At 36.9% G+C, this 19,533-nt stretch carries 13 protein-coding genes, 2 tRNA genes, 3 rRNA genes and 1 pseudogene; 18 read left to right on the top strand and 1 reads right to left on the bottom strand.

What is annotated here, in order from left to right; translation table 11 throughout:
- Positions 1-16: 16 nt before the first annotated feature.
- The 11 genes from ACNC7R_RS16905 to ACNC7R_RS16855 all read left to right on the top strand — a co-directional run bounded on the left by ACNC7R_RS16905 (position 17) and on the right by ACNC7R_RS16855 (position 11,274).
- Positions 17-1,531 (top strand): ferritin-like domain-containing protein, encoded by a 1,515-nt coding sequence (locus ACNC7R_RS16905; protein ID WP_417942206.1) that lies wholly within the window; start codon positions 17-19, stop codon positions 1,529-1,531.
- Between the two features lie 16 nt (positions 1,532-1,547).
- On the top strand, positions 1,548-2,135 hold the full coding sequence (locus tag ACNC7R_RS16900; protein WP_110306946.1) for a hypothetical protein: 588 nt from the start codon (positions 1,548-1,550) through the stop codon (positions 2,133-2,135).
- Positions 2,125-3,039, top strand: coding sequence for a DUF692 domain-containing protein (locus ACNC7R_RS16895; protein ID WP_417942205.1), 915 nt, complete (start codon positions 2,125-2,127; stop codon positions 3,037-3,039). Before ACNC7R_RS16900 ends, ACNC7R_RS16895 begins: the two co-directional genes overlap by 11 nt.
- 9 nt (positions 3,040-3,048) lie before the next feature.
- Positions 3,049-3,888, top strand: coding sequence for a putative DNA-binding domain-containing protein (locus tag ACNC7R_RS16890; protein ID WP_417942204.1), 840 nt, complete (start codon positions 3,049-3,051; stop codon positions 3,886-3,888).
- Between the two features lie 668 nt (positions 3,889-4,556).
- Positions 4,557-6,070, top strand: a 16S ribosomal RNA gene (locus ACNC7R_RS16885).
- Between the two features lie 129 nt (positions 6,071-6,199).
- Positions 6,200-6,273: transfer RNA gene (locus ACNC7R_RS16880), tRNA-Ile, on the top strand.
- A 90-nt stretch (positions 6,274-6,363) separates the two neighbouring features.
- A tRNA-Ala gene (locus tag ACNC7R_RS16875) sits at positions 6,364-6,437 on the top strand.
- A 164-nt stretch (positions 6,438-6,601) separates the two neighbouring features.
- Positions 6,602-9,483: ribosomal RNA gene (locus ACNC7R_RS16870) — 23S ribosomal RNA — on the top strand.
- Positions 9,484-9,658: 175 nt separating this feature from the next.
- A 5S ribosomal RNA gene (rrf, locus tag ACNC7R_RS16865) occupies positions 9,659-9,768 on the top strand.
- Together the 16S, 23S and 5S rRNA genes with 2 tRNA genes alongside form the textbook arrangement of a ribosomal RNA operon.
- A 176-nt stretch (positions 9,769-9,944) precedes the next feature.
- Entirely contained in the window at positions 9,945-10,310 is a 366-nt protein-coding gene (locus tag ACNC7R_RS16860; protein WP_417939511.1) for a transposase, read from the top strand.
- The gene (locus tag ACNC7R_RS16855; RefSeq protein ID WP_417943130.1) at positions 10,291-11,274 is read left to right on the top strand and encodes an ISL3 family transposase; all 984 of its coding nucleotides are present in this window, start codon (positions 10,291-10,293) and stop codon (positions 11,272-11,274) included. Before ACNC7R_RS16860 ends, ACNC7R_RS16855 begins: the two co-directional genes overlap by 20 nt.
- Positions 11,275-11,801: 527 nt before the next feature.
- Here the strand turns inward: ACNC7R_RS16855 and ACNC7R_RS16850 are convergent.
- Positions 11,802-12,089 carry a helix-turn-helix transcriptional regulator gene (locus ACNC7R_RS16850; protein ID WP_417942203.1) on the bottom strand — a complete coding sequence of 96 codons (288 nt, stop codon included), beginning with the start codon at positions 12,087-12,089 and terminating at the stop codon, positions 11,802-11,804.
- A gap of 398 nt (positions 12,090-12,487) precedes the next feature.
- Here ACNC7R_RS16850 and ACNC7R_RS16845 point away from each other — a divergent pair, with 398 nt between their 5' ends.
- The 7 genes and pseudogenes from ACNC7R_RS16845 (at position 12,488) to ACNC7R_RS16815 (ending at position 19,524) form a co-directional block, all read left to right on the top strand.
- Positions 12,488-12,904, top strand: a complete 417-nt coding sequence (locus ACNC7R_RS16845; RefSeq protein ID WP_417942202.1) for a hypothetical protein — start codon at positions 12,488-12,490, stop codon at positions 12,902-12,904.
- Positions 12,905-12,945: 41 nt separating this feature from the next.
- Positions 12,946-13,227 carry a helix-turn-helix domain-containing protein gene (locus tag ACNC7R_RS16840; protein WP_417942201.1) on the top strand — a complete coding sequence of 94 codons (282 nt, stop codon included), beginning with the start codon at positions 12,946-12,948 and terminating at the stop codon, positions 13,225-13,227.
- Between the two features lie 78 nt (positions 13,228-13,305).
- A complete protein-coding gene (locus tag ACNC7R_RS16835; protein ID WP_417942200.1) occupies positions 13,306-14,073 on the top strand; it encodes a metallophosphoesterase in 768 nt (255 codons plus the stop codon).
- A 337-nt stretch (positions 14,074-14,410) separates the two neighbouring features.
- On the top strand, positions 14,411-15,730 hold the full coding sequence (locus ACNC7R_RS16830; RefSeq protein WP_417942199.1) for an ATP-binding protein: 1,320 nt from the start codon (positions 14,411-14,413) through the stop codon (positions 15,728-15,730).
- 963 nt (positions 15,731-16,693) lie between these two features.
- A complete protein-coding gene (locus tag ACNC7R_RS16825) occupies positions 16,694-17,077 on the top strand; it encodes a type I restriction-modification system subunit M N-terminal domain-containing protein (protein ID WP_417942198.1) in 384 nt (127 codons plus the stop codon).
- A gap of 84 nt (positions 17,078-17,161) precedes the next feature.
- A pseudogene (locus ACNC7R_RS16820) lies at positions 17,162-18,274 on the top strand (HsdM family class I SAM-dependent methyltransferase); the annotation flags it as partial.
- Positions 18,271-19,524: a restriction endonuclease subunit S gene (locus ACNC7R_RS16815; protein ID WP_417942197.1), complete on the top strand. Its 1,254-nt coding sequence runs from the start codon at positions 18,271-18,273 to the stop codon at positions 19,522-19,524. The pseudogene ACNC7R_RS16820 and the gene ACNC7R_RS16815, both read left to right, overlap by 4 nt.
- The last annotated feature ends 9 nt before the right edge of the window (positions 19,525-19,533 follow it).

Here is a 19,533-nt window from a genome sequence, read left to right as displayed (position 1 = left end):
TTTTAACCAAAAACAAATGAAAACAAAAAAACTATTTAACTTTTCTACTTCGGTAACAAAAGAGAATATCAAAGAGGTAATGCAGCAGGCAATTGCGCTGGAGCTTGCTACAATTCCAACGTATTTATCGACCTATTATTCGATAAACAGAGCACAGGATCAGGATAAACTGTATGCTAAACTTCATGCACAGCTTTCACAATCCGGCGTGCGTACTGCTGCCGAAATCGACGAACTGGCGCAAGAACTGAAACTCGATATATTAGTTTATTCGAATAAATCGGCTGCCTTAATTATGAGCGTTGTGATCGAAGAAATGCTGCATCTGGCACTTTCATGCAATGTGAAACAAGCAGTTTGTCAAACGGCACCAGATTTAATGGGAATTGGAAAAGTATTATCTTTTCCAACACAATTAGACGGACATATTCCTGAATTTCAAATTAATGCAGCAAAATTGTCATTGAAGCAATTAACTACATTTTTACAAATTGAAAGCCCCGAACCGTTTAAAGATCCTTATGCAAATGAACAATTGCTGAATACGGTTGAATATCAAACAATCGGGCGTTTGTATGAAATGATTATCAAATGTATAAAGGAGGATTTCCCTGGGCCTTATAATTATAGACCTCAATTGCTTCCTCCGGAGAATCCAAATCGTCCGAGACCATATTATTCTCAAAATTCAATGAATACGGTTCATTATGACAGAGAGCACAATCCTCAATTTGCTAATGCAGATGATAGCGGCGGACTTGTTGGAGTACATGACGCTCAATCGGCAATTGATGCGATAGAACGTATTATTGATCAGGGAGAAGGGAAAAGTAAATACAAACAGCATACCTTAATTTGGGGCGAAAATAAAATGCCGGTACCAATGGATATTGTTGAGGGCAAAGTAGTTTTTTGGGAAGGTGATTATGATGATTCTGGTAAAGAACCTGCTCATTTTGCCAAATTTCTTGAAGCCTATACACTTGGCGGGCATTATCAGCAAAAGTTTCGTAACATTCAGGGCTTAGATGATTTCTTCAGCTATTTTGTATATGATACTGATGCTAATCCTAAAACAGCCGATTATATAGCTTCTGGCAATCAGGCGCTGGCGCTATGTTCACAATTAGGTAATGCAGTTTTTGCTTATATCCTTTTAATGATTGAAGCTTGTTATCATAAAGATGAAAGTACACAATACGATTTATTCATTTTTGGTATTCATAAATCAATGATCTGGCTTTTGAGTGGAGTTGGTAACCAAATCAATCAATACACCTATACGAAAGGCAATCAGGCTTATAAAGGTGCTTTAACATTTGAACCTTTTTCGTTTGAGCAAAGTTTCTTAAGACCAAAAGCACAAATCATGAGTTTGGTGGATCAATTGGCGAAGGCAGACCCTGTTAATTGGGGCTGGGCTATAAAAAGCGAAAACTATTTCCCGTCTTTACCAGACGTAGGATTGGATTACAGCATTGAAGCCGATATTCCTAAAGTACCAGGTACACCTTATAGACATAATCATTAATATAAAAAGATACAACATGTCAGAATTAGTAACTAAAGAACTTCATGTATGCATGGGGCTTAATTCATGCAAAAATGCGGGATATTCAGGAAATAATGATTGTGCAGGCCAAGGCGATTGCTCAACAGCAGTTGGTCATCCCTGCCACACCTTAAATGCCTGTAAAGGGCAGGGAGGCTGTGGGATTTTTGGAACGACTGAAGAACTTTGCCATCCCGGCGAAAATGATTGTCGCTATCAGGGCAGCTGCGGTGTGCCTATTTTGTCTTCCCGTTTTATGGCACAAGGCCCTAACAAAGGACTTAGTGTTTGGCAATTGGCAAGAATACGCTTTGAAGAAAAAAGAATAAAAAACGGAGAATCCTTTGGTGAAGCTCCGCAGCAATACGGGCCAAGCGATGAGTACGTAAATTCCATTCGCGGCACCTCAGGCGTAGATTATTCTTCTTGCGGACAAAGCGGTTCAAGATCTTGTTCCTACATCAGCAACCCTGCTGAAAGAAAAATTGCGGCAGCGGAAAGAGTTTTGAAGATGGAGGAAGAAAGCGCTAAAAAACTACCGGAGAGTCTTTCAAATTGTCAACCCAAAAATAATGGACACTAGACTTGGATTACCCAATTTAGGATTGGGATTAGGACTCAGAAGCCAGCATTTTGGACATATTCTGGAAAAGAACCCTGCCGTAGATTGGTTTGAGGTAATTTCTGAGAATTTTATGGATTCGCACGGACGTCCAAGATATATTTTACAACAAATAGCAGAAAAATATCCCGTGGTCATGCACGGGGTATCGCTTTCTATAGGAAGCACTGATCCCTTAAATTTTGATTATCTAAAGAGTTTAAAACAACTGGCAGCTGAGGTTCAGCCAGCCTGGATTAGCGATCACTTATGCTGGACAGGAGTTTTAACCACCAATTCGCACGATTTATTGCCGCTTCCGTTAAACGAAGATTCATTAAAACATGTTTGTAACCGAATCAGACAAGTTCAGGATTATTTAGAACGACCGCTGATTGTAGAAAACCCAAGTACCTACGCAGCCTTCAATAATTCGACACTTCCGGAATGGGAATTTTTACGAATCATGACCGAAGAAACAGGTTGTGGATTGCTTCTGGATGTAAACAATGTATATGTGTCTTCTTTTAATAATGATTTTGATCCTGTAGAATACATCAACGGAATTCCGCATAATAAAGTAGTTCAAATGCACTTGGCAGGCCATCAAAATTGTGGCAATTACATTATTGATACACACGATAGAGAAGTAAACAGTCAGGTTTGGAAATTATTTCAGCAAGCTTATCAATTGGCTAATCAGGCCTCAATTTTACTAGAATGGGATGGAAACATTCCGGCTTTTGATGTGTACCATTCTGAATTACTGAAATCAAAGCAATATATGGATGCAGCATTTGTTGGAGTTGAAAAAGAAGTTTTCTCTATTGATAAAGAGCAGGTTTCAAACCCATTGAATTTATTTGCTGTAGACAAATTTTTATAAACTCCAAAGATGCAGAAAACGGTTAAAATACCATTAAAAGACTTTCAGCAATGGATGCAGCAGCTTTTGCTCGATCCTTATCAGCAAACAGGAGTAAACCCTGATGATTTGCTTTCGAATGCAGAAAATGCAGCTTCAATTGAAGATGTAATTTGTCATTCAGAAAAACTTACGGCTCAGGAACATCTGGCCATTTACCAAAGGAGTTATATTGCCCGATTGCGAAATTGTATGTCACAGCAGTTTAGTGCATTGGAATATGCTTTAGGTGAAGCAATTTTTTGTGCTTTCGCTGATGACTATTTGGCTTCAAACCCCTCAAATAATTACAATTTATCTTTTTTGGGAGCCCATTTTGCAGACTATCTGGAAAACAACAGACCCGATGCTAATGAAGATATCAAAGAAGACTGGATTGATTTTATGATTGAACTGGCCCGTTTTGAATATGCAATTGGTCTTCTTTTTGAAGAGAAGGCAGAAGAAAATTACCAGCTGGCAGCAATCGATACATCCGAAGAGCAACTAAAGTTGGTACCTGTATTTGCTTTATTTAAGTTTCAGTTTCCGGTTCGAAAGTATTATCATGAATTCAAAAATGGAAAAAACCCCGCTCTACCTTTTGGAAAAGAAAGTTATTGTGTGGTGTTAAGGCACAAATTTAAACTGTCCATTTACGATCTGCACAAAGAGCAGTATGATTTTCTGTGTTTTTTTAAAGAGAATAAGAATATCATTGAGACAAAAGAATGGTTTAATAGCTTTTATAAAGAGAATACGGTCCAGTTCGAACAAGTATGGAGCATTTGGAAAGAACGCTGGATGGCAGCTCATTTTTTTAGGGTGTAAACAGATTTTATCAGCTAAATACTAAAGTGGATAGAAAATTAATTCCAATGGTCACCTTTTTCAGGTTTTCTGCATATTTTCATAATTTAACTTATTTATCCGATTTTGCATTAGCATCATACATCATCTATACTATTTGAAGAGTATTACATCCTTAAGTTATCTAACTCAAAGCGTGCAGAAATATTTCTAAAAAACCGCCTTAATTTTTTGTGGATAATTAGCGAGCAATTTCATTAGGCATAATTTTTTTGTAATAGAGTGTTTTATAAAATAAGATGATGATATAGATTTGATTGAATATTTTATAAACACAATTCTTTTTTTCAAGGTATTTTTGTTTTAAAAACAGTAAAGAAAGAAAAAACTTTCAATAAAAGAAAAAAAATAAATACGTAAATTTAATGTTATCAGTGAGTTAAAAAAAAGTAGAAAAAAATATTGTAAAAAATCGGTAGAAAGTATTGTGTATTCTAATAAACTGACTACTTTTGCACCCGCTTTAAGAAACAAACGATAAGCGAAAAAAAATAAAGAAATTACGTTCGTAGACATATTGAATTGACAGCCGTTTTAACAGAGATGTTAGGACAAAAGAATAAGAGTAATGGAATCGATAGATTAGGGAAGAACCGATAGATATTCATCGCAATATAATATTAAAATATACGATGAAGAGTTTGATCCTGGCTCAGGATGAACGCTAGCGGCAGGCTTAACACATGCAAGTCGAGGGGTAGAAGTCTTCGGGCTTTGAGACCGGCGCACGGGTGCGTAACGCGTATGCAATCTACCTTTTACAGGGGGATAGCCCAGAGAAATTTGGATTAATACCCCATAGTATAGTGAGTTGGCATCAACCTACTATTAAAGTCACAACGGTAAAAGATGAGCATGCGTCCCATTAGCTAGATGGTAAGGTAACGGCTTACCATGGCTACGATGGGTAGGGGTCCTGAGAGGGAGATCCCCCACACTGGTACTGAGACACGGACCAGACTCCTACGGGAGGCAGCAGTGAGGAATATTGGACAATGGGCGCAAGCCTGATCCAGCCATGCCGCGTGCAGGATGACGGTCCTATGGATTGTAAACTGCTTTTGTACGAGAAGAAACACTCCTTCGTGAAGGAATTTGACGGTATCGTAAGAATAAGGATCGGCTAACTCCGTGCCAGCAGCCGCGGTAATACGGAGGATCCAAGCGTTATCCGGAATCATTGGGTTTAAAGGGTCCGTAGGCGGTTTAGTAAGTCAGTGGTGAAAGCCCATCGCTCAACGGTGGAACGGCCATTGATACTGCTGAACTTGAATTATTAGGAAGTAACTAGAATATGTAGTGTAGCGGTGAAATGCTTAGAGATTACATGGAATACCAATTGCGAAGGCAGGTTACTACTAATGGATTGACGCTGATGGACGAAAGCGTGGGTAGCGAACAGGATTAGATACCCTGGTAGTCCACGCCGTAAACGATGGATACTAGCTGTTGGGCGCAAGTTCAGTGGCTAAGCGAAAGTGATAAGTATCCCACCTGGGGAGTACGAACGCAAGTTTGAAACTCAAAGGAATTGACGGGGGCCCGCACAAGCGGTGGAGCATGTGGTTTAATTCGATGATACGCGAGGAACCTTACCAAGGCTTAAATGTAGATTGACCGTTTTGGAAACAGAACTTTCGCAAGACAATTTACAAGGTGCTGCATGGTTGTCGTCAGCTCGTGCCGTGAGGTGTCAGGTTAAGTCCTATAACGAGCGCAACCCCTGTTGTTAGTTGCCATCGAGTCAAGTCGGGAACTCTAACAAGACTGCCAGTGCAAACTGTGAGGAAGGTGGGGATGACGTCAAATCATCACGGCCCTTACGCCTTGGGCTACACACGTGCTACAATGGCCGGTACAGAGAGCAGCCACTGTGTGAGCAGGAGCGAATCTATAAAGCCGGTCACAGTTCGGATCGGAGTCTGCAACTCGACTCCGTGAAGCTGGAATCGCTAGTAATCGGATATCAGCCATGATCCGGTGAATACGTTCCCGGGCCTTGTACACACCGCCCGTCAAGCCATGGAAGCTGGGGGTGCCTGAAGTCGGTGACCGCAAGGAGCTGCCTAGGGTAAAACTGGTAACTAGGGCTAAGTCGTAACAAGGTAGCCGTACCGGAAGGTGCGGCTGGAACACCTCCTTTCTAGAGCCTCATATGTTAGTGGATACACACGTTGGGGATAAAAGATGATTATTTATAAAGTTCTGAATTGAAAGATTTGATTACTCTTGCTGTTAATTTAAAAAAATAATGAAAATTAAGTAAAAACAGAGTCTCGTAGCTCAGCTGGTTAGAGTACTACACTGATAATGTAGGGGTCGGCAGTTCGAGTCTGCCCGGGACTACTATTTAACTTAAAAAAAAGGAAATTTTAGAGGTTGAGTAACCGTTTTAAGTACTGTTAACTAAAAACTGTTAACTGACAACTAAAAAATGGGGGATTAGCTCAGCTGGCTAGAGCGCCTGCCTTGCACGCAGGAGGTCAACGGTTCGACTCCGTTATTCTCCACGAAATAATTGAAAATTATCAATTGATAATTATTAATTGTTAAAGTTCATTGACATATTGAGATAAGAAAAAATTAAAAAGTAGAAAGCGTTTTTTATTATTAGTAGTAATACAAATAAAAGAAAACAAAAAAAACGGTCTTGTTTTAAGTAACAAGATTGGTACAATAAGCAAAATAAGGGCGTATGGGGGATGCCTAGGCTCTCAGAGGCGATGAAGGGCGTGATAAGCTGCGAAAAGCTGCGGGTATGGGCACACACCATTTGATCCGCAGATACCCGAATGGGGCAACCCACTATGTTGAAGACATAGTACACCGATAGGTGGGCAAACCCGCTGAACTGAAACATCTAAGTAGGCGGAGGAGAAGAAAACAAAAGTGATTCCGTAAGTAGTGGCGAGCGAACGCGGATTAGCCCAAACCAATGTTGTTATGGCAATGTTGGGGTTGTAGGACCACGATATTTTATGTACACGGAACCAGAAGTTACTGGAAAGTAGCGCCAAAGAGGGTGATAGCCCCGTATGGGTAACAAGTATAATAGATAGTGGTATCCTGAGTAGGGCGGGGCACGTGAAACCCTGTCTGAATTTGGCGGGACCATCCGCTAAGGCTAAATACTCCTGAGAGACCGATAGTGAACCAGTACCGTGAGGGAAAGGTGAAAAGAACCGTGAATAACGGAGTGAAATAGATCCTGAAACCATACGCTTACAAGCGGTCGGAGCCCTTTGGTGGGGTGACGGCGTGCCTTTTGCATAATGAGCCTACGAGTTAACGTTGCTGGCAAGGTTAAGTGATTAAGTCACGGATCCGTAGCGAAAGCGAGTCTGAATAGGGCGCTTTAGTCAGTAGTGTTAGACGCGAAACCGTGTGATCTACCCATGGGCAGGATGAAGCGCTGGTAACACAGTGTGGAGGTCCGAACCGGTTGACGTTGAAAAGTCTTCGGATGACCTGTGGGTAGGGGTGAAAGGCCAATCAAACTCGGAAATAGCTCGTACTCCCCGAAATGCATTTAGGTGCAGCGCTGATAATAGTTATATAGAGGTAGAGCTACTGATTGGATGCGGGGGCTTCACCGCCTACCAATTCCTGACAAACTCCGAATGCTATATAATGTTTTACAGCAGTGAGGGCTTGGGTGCTAAGGTCCAAGTCCGAGAGGGAAAGAACCCAGACCATCAGCTAAGGTCCCCAAATATATGCTAAGTTGAAAGAACGAGGTTTGTCTGCCCAGACAGCTAGGATGTTGGCTTGGAAGCAGCCATTCATTTAAAGAGTGCGTAACAGCTCACTAGTCGAGCGGACGAGCATGGATAATAATCGGGCATAAGCATATTACCGAAGCTATGGATTTGCAGTTTACTGCAAGTGGTAGGGGAGCATTCCAGCAGGGTTGAAGGTGTATCGTAAGGTATTCTGGACTGGCTGGAAAAGAAAATGTAGGCATAAGTAACGATAATGCGGGCGAGAAACCCGCACACCGAAAAACTAAGGTTTCCACAGCTATGCTAATCAGCTGTGGGTTAGTCTGGTCCTAAGGCGAACCCGAAAGGGACAGTCGATGGTCAACGGGTTAATATTCCCGTACTACTAATTACTGTGATGGGGTGACGGAGTGATGAAAGCGCCGCGAACTGACGGAATAGTTCGTTAAAGTACCTAGCTATATTCTCTATAGGCAAATCCGTAGAGAATGGTGAAATACGATAGTACTCGGAGTCTTCGGACAAAGAGATAGTGCGCCTAAGGGCTTCCAAGAAAAACCTCTAAACTTCAGGTAATTAGTACCAGTACCGTAAACCGACACAGGTAGTTGAGGAGAGAATCCTAAGGTGCTCGAGAGATTCATGGCTAAGGAATTAGGCAAAATAGACCCGTAACTTCGGGAGAAGGGTCGCCCCGAGCAATCGGGGCCGCAGTGAAGAGGTCCAGGCGACTGTTTATCAAAAACACAGGGCTCTGCAAAATCGTAAGATGAAGTATAGGGCCTGACACCTGCCCGGTGCTGGAAGGTTAAGAGGAGATGTTATCTTCGGAGAAGCATTGAATTGAAGCCCCAGTAAACGGCGGCCGTAACTATAACGGTCCTAAGGTAGCGAAATTCCTTGTCGGGTAAGTTCCGACCTGCACGAATGGTGTAACGATCTGGACACTGTCTCAGCCATGAGCTCGGTGAAATTGTAGTAACGGTGAAGATGCCGTTTACCCGCAGTGGGACGAAAAGACCCTGTGCACCTTTACTATAGCTTAGTATTGACCTTGGATAAATGATGTGTAGGATAGGTTGGAGACTATGAAGCGGCGTCGCCAGGCGTTGTGGAGTCATTGTTGAAATACAACCCTTTGTTTATCTGAGGCCTAACTCTTCGAAGAAGAGGACAGTGCTTGGTGGGTAGTTTGACTGGGGTGGTCGCCTCCAAAAGAGTAACGGAGGCTTCTAAAGGTTCCCTCAGTACGCTTGGTAACCGTGCGAAGAGTGCAATGGCATAAGGGAGCTTGACTGAGAGACATACAGGTCGATCAGGTACGAAAGTAGAGCATAGTGATCCGGTGGTTCCGCATGGAAGGGCCATCGCTCAAAGGATAAAAGGTACGCCGGGGATAACAGGCTGATCTCCCCCAAGAGCTCATATCGACGGGGGGGTTTGGCACCTCGATGTCGGCTCGTCACATCCTGGGGCTGGAGAAGGTCCCAAGGGTTGGGCTGTTCGCCCATTAAAGTGGCACGCGAGCTGGGTTCAGAACGTCGTGAGACAGTTCGGTCTCTATCTACTGTGGGCGTTAGAAATTTGAGTGGATCTGATTCTAGTACGAGAGGACCGAATTGGACTAACCTCTAGTGTATCTGTTGTCCCGCCAGGGGCACCGCAGAGTAGCTACGTTGGGAAGGGATAAGCGCTGAAAGCATATAAGCGCGAAACCCACCACAAGATGAGATTTCTTTTAAGGATCGTGGAAGATGACCACGTTGATAGGCTATAGATGTAAAGGCAGTAATGTCATAGTCGAGTAGTACTAATAATCCGTAAGCTTATGTACACCTTTTTCCTCCCGTGTAAAAGACGGGAGGGAAGCACTTTCTAATAGAATAATAGTTTTCTTTATCTCAGTATGTTAAGATATTGTCCGTACGCGGAAAGTAACTAGTAAAGAGTAAGTAGTGATTAGCTTAAAAACTAATTACTAAGCACTAAGGACTAATTACTAACAACCTTAAGGTGGTTATTGCGGCGGGGCTCACCTCTTCCCATTCCGAACAGAGAAGTTAAGCCCGCCAGCGCAGATGGTACTGCAGTTTTGTGGGAGAGTATGTCGTCGCCTTTCTTTTGAAAACCCTATTCTGAAAAAGAATAGGGTTTTTTGTTTAAAATGAGGTACCTTAGCTCAGATGGTAGAGCAATGGACTGAAAATCCATGTGTCCCTGGTTCGATCGGATCATAACATATTGTTGTGGGGAAATATTAAAATCTAGATATTTGTATGTTCAATCTATCCCCCAATGCAAGATTCTTTTATCGATATCCTTAAGTTGTTATTACCTGAGATAATAGTAGACTACTTCGAACTTACTTCTTATAAAAAGAAAGATGAAACACTCCATCTGTATTTAAAAGAGATTAATTCGATACCTAAAGAATACAGAGAATCAAAATTAAGCTCAAAAGGATTCTTCGAAGAGATAACGGTTCAGGATTTTCCTATCCGTGGACACCAAGTATATCTTCACATCACTCGCAGAAGATGGCTTAATGAAGATACTCGAAAGATCGTTTTTAGAGATTGGAATTTAGTAGCAGACGGAACTCGTGTAACCCAGGAGTTTGCGTCTTTTCTAAAAGAGATCAATAGATTCCAGTCCAAATGATTGTAATACCATTGCCTCTTTCTATGGAGTTTCTGGTAGAAACCTGCAATGTCAATACAAAGATTTTCTAAGTGATTTCAAAGTTTGGGATCAAATATCACATGCTAAAAAATGGCTTCTTTTTCCACAAAATATTGGAAAGCGTTTATCAATAGACGAAACCTCACTTTCAAATGGCGAACTCTATACTATTTTAACCAACAAATCCGGTAAAGGTAGAAAAGGAACTATAGTAGCTATGATTGCAGGAACTAAAGCAGAAACAGTTATTGGCGTTATTGAAAAAATTCCTCTTAAACAGCGGAATCTAGTCAAGGAAATTACTCTGGATATGGCCGGGAATATGGGATTGATAGCTAAAAAGTGTTTTGCTAATGCTACTCGAGTTACAGACCGATTCCATGTTCAAAAGCTAGCTGCAGAAGCCCTGCAGGAAATCAGGATTAAATATCGTTGGCAAGCCATTGATCAAGAAAATGATGCTATTGAAAAAGCCAAAAAGTCAAAAGTAAATTTCGAATCTAAAACACTTTCAAATGGGGATACCCTTAAGCAATTACTAGCGAGGAGTCGCTATTTCTTGTATAAATCCAAATCGAAATGGACTCAAAATCAAATAGAACGTGCTACCTTACTATTTGAGTTATATCCTGATATTCAAAAAGGATACAATCTAACTGAAGAGCTCCGTGGCATCTTTGAGAATACAACCGATAAAATCATTGGTTTTGCAAAATTAGCCAGATGGCATGAAAAAGTAGATCAATCTGGATTTAAGTCTTTCGGTACAATCTCTCGTACAATTATGAATCATTATCAAACCATCTTAAATTATTTTGATAACAGAAGTACTAATGCTTCTGCAGAATCATTCAATGCTAAAATAAAAGCATTTAGATCAAAATTTAGAGGTGTTAGAAATATAGAATACTTCCTTTTTAGGCTAACTAATATTTATGCTTAATTTTTGCATCCCCACAGGTTTTTGCTTTGATCCTCGAAAGACACCTAAACTTTGAGATTTAATGAATAATTTGCTATAGCCCAAAAATAAAAAACCCACTAAATTGTTGAATTTAGTGGGTTTTGTTACTATTTGCCTTTCGGCTCGCGGAGAAAGAGGGATTCGAACCATAATTCTGCATCCCGCTCTTATACTGCATTTCTAATATTTTTTTAAGCTCTGTGCCACGATTCTGCCACGAATTTTCAAACGTGCTAATTTGGCGCATAACTTGTTGTTTGTTAAGTGGTTATGATTCTGGTTTTTTAATATGACAAAAATACATTTTTTTATAACATAATCAATTTCTGATGCAGTTATTTGTATTTGTGTTTAATGTGAATATATAATTTAATGCTGTTTCCGATGTTTTGATTCTATAGTAAATTATATGCTTTTGAATATAAAAAAGCTTATACTTTTAAAAATATATGCTTTTGCATATAATAGAATATATATATTAATAATAAAAGGACAATCTTTACTAATTATAACAGCCCTAAGTCTTGTAATTTTCGTCCAAAAGTATCATCAGCTGCAAGTTTAAGAAAATCTTCCTGAAGACCTAAGACACGAAGCACATTAAAATAAGCGCCCATAGCTACACCTTCATTTCCTTTTTCTATAAGATACAAAGTAGATCTGGAAATATCTGCACGTTCCGCTAATTGAGTAGTTGTAAGTTTACGTCTTTTTCTTGCTAGTTTAATATTTTCCCCCATTTGTTCCATCACTACCTTATATTTAGGATAAATGATTTGTTTCTTCCTGTTCATCTTTTTCGATATATCATAATATCACTAATATTGTTATTGATTGTTATTTCAGACAAAATTACCTTATTTGTTTGAAATAACAATCAATTTAGCTGTTTGTTCTGTTCTTCTTGTTCTTCTTGTTCTTCTTGTTCTTCTTGTTCGGGAGACCAAATCTGATCAGAAATGATCATCTCAGTTAGCATTATTCTTTTTTGAACTTATAAATGTAAGATGAAAAGTTAAAAAATTAGAGAACCAAAAGAGCGAACTGTGACAAATGACACATATAATTTCGTATTCGAAAACTATTTTAGCAGTGTTAAAATCATATCGGTTTTATGAAACAAACTACTCAGGCTTTTGTTGATTTTAGAACAAAACATCAATCAAGCAATTAGGAATTCCAACTTACTTAAATGAAAAAAGCTAAGACATATAAGATTATCAATATTTTTTTTAAACTTGATCAGAGATTAAAGAAGATAGAAAACTTATTGCTCTTAAATGAATCTCAGATTAATCTATCATCATCCGAAAGATGCAAAAGCTCTTATAGTAAAAGTGAGCTTGCAATTCTTTTCTATATCCTGATGGATGAAGGTGTGTTATTTTTTGATACATCTGATGTGAAAAAAAATAGAATCTGTATTCAGGAATTCGTAAGTGAAAATTTCACATATAGAGATAATGAAGGAGTTCAGAAAAAAATAACTAGAATAAGCAGACAGTTTTCTGAGTGTAAAGGTTATACTTATAAAGAGAAACAGATGAAATTTTTAGATGAATTGATTGGGATATTGATGGAGCGAAAAAGAAAACTTGAGAACTGGTAAGCTCGAGATGAAAAAATATAACATTAATAAACAATTCAATTATGACAAAGAAAGAAAAAAGACAGGCTTTTATAATGGAGATTAAAAATATTATAGATCCTTTAATGGTAAAACTGGAAGTGATCGATTCAAAAATCAGTAAAGGGAAAACCTTGAGACCTGCCTATTACAGAAATGAAGATTTAAAAAAGATATTTGGGCTGTCTAATAATACTATTATAAAATACAGGCAGACTGGGATTCTACCTTACACTAAACTAGGAGATATATTTCTATACGACAGTGTGAAGATTGAGGAAACTCTTCGTAGGAATAGTATCTGAATGAATCTTTTTTTAATAACAATATAAAGAGCAGCTTTCTTTCTTTTTAGGAGTCTTGGTTCTTTAAAAAATAATAATATGGAGATAAACAGAATTCAATATGCTTCAGATCTGCATCTGGAGTTTATTAAAAACAAAGAATTCATAAGAGATAATCCCTTAATTCCAAACGGAGATATCTTAATTCTGGCTGGGGATATTGTACCTTTTTCGCTCATGGATAAACATCAGGATTTTTTTGATTTCTTATCCGATAATTTCCACATGACATATTGGATTCCTGGAAATCATGAGTATTATCATTTTGATGCTGTTCTTAAATCAGGAACTTTTTATGAGAAGATTAGAAATAATGTAATCCTTCTAAATAATTATGTTGTAGAATATGATAATTTAAAGCTGGTCTTCTCGACTCTGTGGACCCACATTAGTGAGGTTTCCCGATTGAACATTGAAAGAGGACTTAGTGATTTTCATGTTGTTAAATACGATGGAGATAGGTTTTCAGCAGATAATTATAATAAGCTGTATTTTGAGAATGTAGATTTTATTGGTAATGCCTTGGAAATAGTAGATTCTAAAAAAGTTGTCGTTGCAACTCATCATGTTCCAACTTTTAAAAAATATCCGAAAATGTATAAAAAGAGCCTATTGAATGAAGCTTTTGCTGTTGAGCTTTCAGAGTTTATTGAGAAGTTCGACCCAATGTGCTGGATTTATGGACACAGCCATTATAATACTAAAGATTTTAAAATTGGAAATACAAATGTGGTAACAAATCAGCTTGGGTATATCCAACGAGGTGAACATGAGAGGTTTTGCCGTGACAAAATTTTAATTTTGTGAATTTCATCGTGTAAAGTTATTTATTAAAGTGCTATTTTAATGGAAAATATATTACAGCTAAAAGCTCTTTGATTCTTTTGATGGAAAAATCCAATAATGATTGAAGAGTTAAATTTTTCAAGCTAATAAGTCCAAATAATTGCTCTACACAAAATTTTGCATTTATAAAGTGCTTATTTTACAAAAAAATAAGTTATAGAGTATTTTCAAGAATATTTTAGGATTAAATTATTTTAGATCGGGAGAGATACCTATATTTTACAATACCGAATTAAATATTTTACTACTTTAAATATTTTATCTTTGAAAGGAATTTACTAACCAGGAACAATTCATTATGATTGAAAAACAAAATATAGAGTGGAAGTTATCGTGGAGAGATGAGTACTTCGAGTATATTTCTGCTTTTGCAAATGCTGATGGAGGCAAAATTTATATTGGTATAAATGATAAAGGTGAAATTATTGGTATTTCAGATTATGAAAAAATTCTTGTGAACCTTCCTAATCGCATTAGAGATCTTGTAGGCGTAATTTGCGAAGTAAATCATTTAACAGATAATAATAAACATTATATAGAAATTAATGTCAATGCTTACTCTGTCCCTATTTCCTATAAAGGAAAGTACTATATAAGAAGTGGAAGTACAACACAATTATTAACAGGGAATTCTCTAAATGAATTTTTACTTAAAAAGACAGGTCTTAACTGGGATGAAGTAAGTGAGCCCAATTCCTCGATTTCTGATATTGACGAAAGTGCAATTGAATATTTTAAAAATAGTGCTAATGTTAGTGGTAGATTAACTTTTACCAAACAAGATTACAACTATCTCAATATTCTAAAAAATTTAAGATTAGTTGATAGTGATAATAAAATTAAAAGAGCAGGTTTGCTTTTATTTGCTGTAGACCCTTTGATTTTTTTTACCACAGCATTTATTAAAATCGGAAGATTTGGTAAAACTGGGGCTGATTTATTAAGTCAGGATGTAGTTGAAGCTAATGTTTTCGAACAAGCTGATATTACTTTGGAGATACTCGATAAAAAGTATTTTAAGAAAACTATTTCTTATGATGGAAATCAGAGGATTGAAACTACTGAATATCCGTATGAAGCTATCAGAGAGATTCTTTTAAATGCAATTGTCCATAGAATCTATCAAACAACACCTATTACTGTAAGAGTTTATAACGATAGATTAGAAATATGGAATTTTGGAACACTTCCAAAAGAATTATCTCCTCAAGATTTAAAAAAAACTCATAGTTCATATCCTAGAAATCCACTTTTAGCTCAAATATTTTATAAAGGTGGGTTAATAGAGTCGTGGGGAAGAGGAACAATCAAAATTCTTGAGGAATGCAAAAAACACGGTCTGCCTGAACCAGAAATAAAAGAAGAAGGAGGGGGAGTTCTAGTTATTTTGTATAAGAGTAAAACGAGTCAGGATTTGTTAGAGGCTTTAGGATTAAATAAACGTCAGATGGCTGGGGTGGACTATGTTAAAGAAAATGGTTTTATAACAAATATGATTTATCAAGGAGAAACATTTTCTTCTGCGCGAACAGCTACACGTGATCTACATGACTTAATTAAATTGCAGGTTTTTAAAAAGATTGGAACTGGTAAAAATACACGATATGAGTTATTCTAATTTGGCGTGAATGTATCTCTTTTGGCGCGAATTTGGCGTGAATGTATCTCTTTTGGCGCGAATATGGCGTGAAAAAATCCCTTTTGGCGCGAATATTCCGAAAAAAAACAGAAGAAATTCTTTGAGAGAATAGCAGCATTTAATAGATTAAGCACTACAAGATATAATAGAAATGAGACAGTAATCGAATTAACTGCATTTGCTCTGATCGATTTTATGTTTAATGAAATCAAAATAGATAGCGGCTCTGCCATAAATCATATAAAATTTTGCTAATAATTTTTACAATTTTCGTTCGAAAACTTGATAAAAATACAGAGCCCCCCTTGGATTTTATTGTATGTTCAAGTTGTTTAAATTTAATGATTTATGATCTTTATTTGACCTTCTTTTGTCGTAAATATTGTAGATATTTGCGACGAATACAAATATGTACAATTAATATAATCTCTATTAAACTTCTTTGAAATGCAAAAATCTAAAATATGATTTGCTAATAAGTAATAGAAAAAAATCACTATTGACGGTTAAGTATTTTAGAGTGTTTTAATTTATGACTTCAAAACAGGAAAATGTATTTGTTTGTAGCTAGCTTATCTTAAAGTTAATGATGTTCATTTTTTCGTAGTGCTCACGAAACGTGAACTATTTAAAAATGTGAACAAATTACAGGATTGGAATTTGATTCACCCACATCAGAAACATATCGGACTCATCCCGATTCGAACTGCAGTTGGCGATGACAAATTTTAAACACTTTTTATATTCAATTTTCATCTGTGTCATGATTCTGCCACAAATTTCTAAAGAGCAAACTTCTAGGCAAACATCTTGAAAATGTTTTCCAGCTTATACGATGTTTTTTTTCTATCCTTTTATGGATTTCCACAATCTTATTAATTAAATAATCGATATTTTAGCCAATCGAAAAAAACAGAATAAATACAAGTTTTATAATATTTCATGACCCAACAACAAATAAAAAATTTAGAAAAAGAACTCTGGGATGCTGCAGATGAATTAAGAGGAAATTCTAAACTTACAGCTGCTGAATACAAAGATCCTTTACTTGGTTTAGTATTATTGCGTTTCGCACAAAATCGTTATGAAGATGCAAAAGCAAGTCTTGCAAATTCTTTACCCATAAACCCACGTACAGGAAAACAACGCGAGGCCACAAAAGAAGATTTTGCAGGAGAAGGAGCGATTCTTTTGCCTGAAAAAGCAAAATATGAATACCTTTCATTGCTTCCAGAAAGTGAAGATATAGCCGAAGCTATCAACAATGCAATGAAATTGATTGAAGCCGAATATCCTGATTTAGCCGGTATTCTTCCAAAAAGTTAACAAGAGTTTGATGACAAATTACTACGTGATTTAGTACGTGTTTTCAATAAAGATGCTGTACGTAATGCTAAAGGTGATGTCTTCGGACGTATCTACGAGTTTTTCTTAATGAAATTCTCTATGCAAGGTGCAGGTGCTCAAGAAGGTGGTGAATTCTTTACGCCTCCGTCGCTTGTTAATCTTATTGTGAATTTTATACAGCCTAATCACGGAATAATACATGATCCTGCTTGTGGTTCTGGCGGTATGTTTGTACAGACTGCTCATTTTGTTCAGGATCATGAAAATAAAAAAGTCAATGAAGCAATTCATGTTTATGGTACAGAATTAAAAAGCAACAATGCTAAATTGGCTAAAATGAATTTAGCGATTCATGGTATAGAAGGTAAAATTATAGAAAGCAACAGCTTTTATACCAACCCGCATAATCTTACGGGAAAGTGTGATTTCGTAATGGCAAATCCTCCTTTTAATGTGGATAAAGTTGATGCTAAAAATAAATTTCTTGCTGAAGATGAGCGTCTTCCTTTTGGAGCTCCACTTACAGGTAATGGAACTGTAAGCAATGGAAATTATTTATGGATGCAATATTTTCATTCGTATTTAAACGAAACAGGACGTGCTGGATTTGTAATGGCTTCATCTGCAACAGATGCAGGAAATGCTGAAAAACGCATTCGCCAGAAATTGATAGAAACAGGCGATGTAGAATGTATTGTTTCAGTAGGAAATAACTTTTTCTATACACGCTCTTTACCATGTCATGTATGGTTTTACAATAAAGGAAAAAAGCCTAAAAACAAAAAGAAAATATTAATGATTGATGCTCGTAATACCTTTCGTAAGGTTACAACGACGATCAATGATTTTGGTGAAGACCAACTTGAAGGATTAACCGCTATTATGGCTATGTTTCGCGGTGAAAAGCCAGAGATAAAACCCAATAATGAATGGTTTAAAGATAAATTTCCATCTGGAGTATACGAAGACATAGAGGGGCTATGTAAAATAGTCGACCTGGAAGAAGTGGCGGAAAAAGATTATAGTTTGAATCCCGGACGCTATGTAGGTGTTGTAGTAGATCTTGATATGGATTTTGATTATAAAGGTCGTATGGTTGAAATTCATAATGAATTAGCAATTTTGAATGATGAGGCTAATTTATTAATGAAGCAAATTCAAGGAGTACAACTATGAAGAAAAACTGGAAAGAAATAACTATTGGTGATCTCGGTCAAGTTATAACTGGTAATACCCCACCTAAAAAAGATTCTGAAAATTATGGTGGCTCATATCCATTTATTAAGCCAACAGATATGGATATAGATAAGAGACATGTTACTAGTTGGGAAGAGAACTATTCTGAGAAAGCTTTTAAAAAATATAAAAATTCATATATTCCTCCAAAAGCAACAGGAGTAGTTACTATTGGGACAGTTGGACAAAAAATATTTCAGGCGGATCAGCATTGTTTTACAAATCAATCAGTAAACGTAGTAATTCCATCTGAAAAATATGATGAAGATTTTGTATTTTATCTTTTGAAGTATAATTTACCGAAGGTTGAAAATGCAAACCCAGGTACGGCTTCTGGAAGACATCACGTTAGCAAATCAAATTTTTGCGCAATTAAAGTGAATGTGCCGAATTTGCTTATTCAAAAAAAAATAGGATCAATATTATCATTGTACGATGACTTAATTGAAAACAATTTAAAACGTATAAAATTATTAGAAGAAAAAACACAGATTATTTATGAGGAATTATTTAGTGTGAAAGGAATTCCAAATGGTTGGACTCAATCTAAGTTAAGAAAGCTTATTAGCTTTGATATAGGAGGAGGCTGGGGAGAAGAATTACAAACGAATGAATTTTCTCAAAATGCATTTGTGATCAGAGGGACAGATATCGATAAGTTGTCTTACGGTAATTCAGAAAATGTTCCAAACAGATGGCATACCGAATCAAATTTAAAATCTAGAAAATTAATTCATGGTGACATTGTTTTTGAAGTTTCAGGTGGAAGTTCTAATGAAGGGGTTGCAAAATCATTATTGATAACAAATGATTTATTAAAACATTTTTCTTCAGATGTAATGTGTGCCAGTTTTTGCAAACTTATACGTCCAGTATCAATAGAGTATACAAATATGATTTATTTGTTTTTTAAATATCTTAGAAAAAATAGATTAACTGAAATTTTTGAAAAAAGGAGTGCTAGTAATATTGTGAATTACAATTGGGTCGCTTTTTTGGAATTTCAAAAAGTTAAAGTTCCAGACATTGAAACATTAAAGAAATTTAATGAAGAAATCGATCCTTTGTTTCAATCGATTTTTAATCTTGGTTATCAAAATCGCCTTCTCAAGGAAGCTCGGGATATTTTATCGCCAAGATTGATGAGTGGGATGATTGATGTAGAGGAGGTAGAATTGGGAACTTTATAAACAGCAAAA

This window comes from Flavobacterium adiutor (genome assembly GCF_048282555.1).
GTDB lineage: Bacteria > Bacteroidota > Bacteroidia > Flavobacteriales > Flavobacteriaceae > Flavobacterium.
This window is presented reverse-complemented; position numbering and strand designations above follow the sequence as displayed.

Bases quoted from the DNA above. Each gene is read 5' to 3' on its own strand.
- ACNC7R_RS16840 (WP_417942201.1), top strand. From the start codon at position 12,946: ATGACAAAGAAAGAAAAAAGACAGGCTTTTATAATGGAGATTAAAAAT.
- ACNC7R_RS16815 (WP_417942197.1), top strand. From the start codon at position 18,271: ATGAAGAAAAACTGGAAAGAAATAACTATTGGTGATCTCGGTCAAGTT.
- ACNC7R_RS16900 (WP_110306946.1), top strand. From the start codon at position 1,548: ATGTCAGAATTAGTAACTAAAGAACTTCATGTATGCATGGGGCTTAAT.
- ACNC7R_RS16835 (WP_417942200.1), top strand. From the start codon at position 13,306: ATGGAGATAAACAGAATTCAATATGCTTCAGATCTGCATCTGGAGTTT.
- ACNC7R_RS16845 (WP_417942202.1), top strand. From the start codon at position 12,488: ATGAAAAAAGCTAAGACATATAAGATTATCAATATTTTTTTTAAACTT.
- ACNC7R_RS16895 (WP_417942205.1), top strand. From the start codon at position 2,125: ATGGACACTAGACTTGGATTACCCAATTTAGGATTGGGATTAGGACTC.
- ACNC7R_RS16830 (WP_417942199.1), top strand. From the start codon at position 14,411: ATGATTGAAAAACAAAATATAGAGTGGAAGTTATCGTGGAGAGATGAG.
- ACNC7R_RS16905 (WP_417942206.1), top strand. From the start codon at position 17: ATGAAAACAAAAAAACTATTTAACTTTTCTACTTCGGTAACAAAAGAG.
- ACNC7R_RS16825 (WP_417942198.1), top strand. From the start codon at position 16,694: ATGACCCAACAACAAATAAAAAATTTAGAAAAAGAACTCTGGGATGCT.
- ACNC7R_RS16860 (WP_417939511.1), top strand. From the start codon at position 9,945: ATGCAAGATTCTTTTATCGATATCCTTAAGTTGTTATTACCTGAGATA.
- ACNC7R_RS16890 (WP_417942204.1), top strand. From the start codon at position 3,049: ATGCAGAAAACGGTTAAAATACCATTAAAAGACTTTCAGCAATGGATG.
- ACNC7R_RS16850 (WP_417942203.1), bottom strand. From the start codon at position 12,089: ATGAACAGGAAGAAACAAATCATTTATCCTAAATATAAGGTAGTGATG.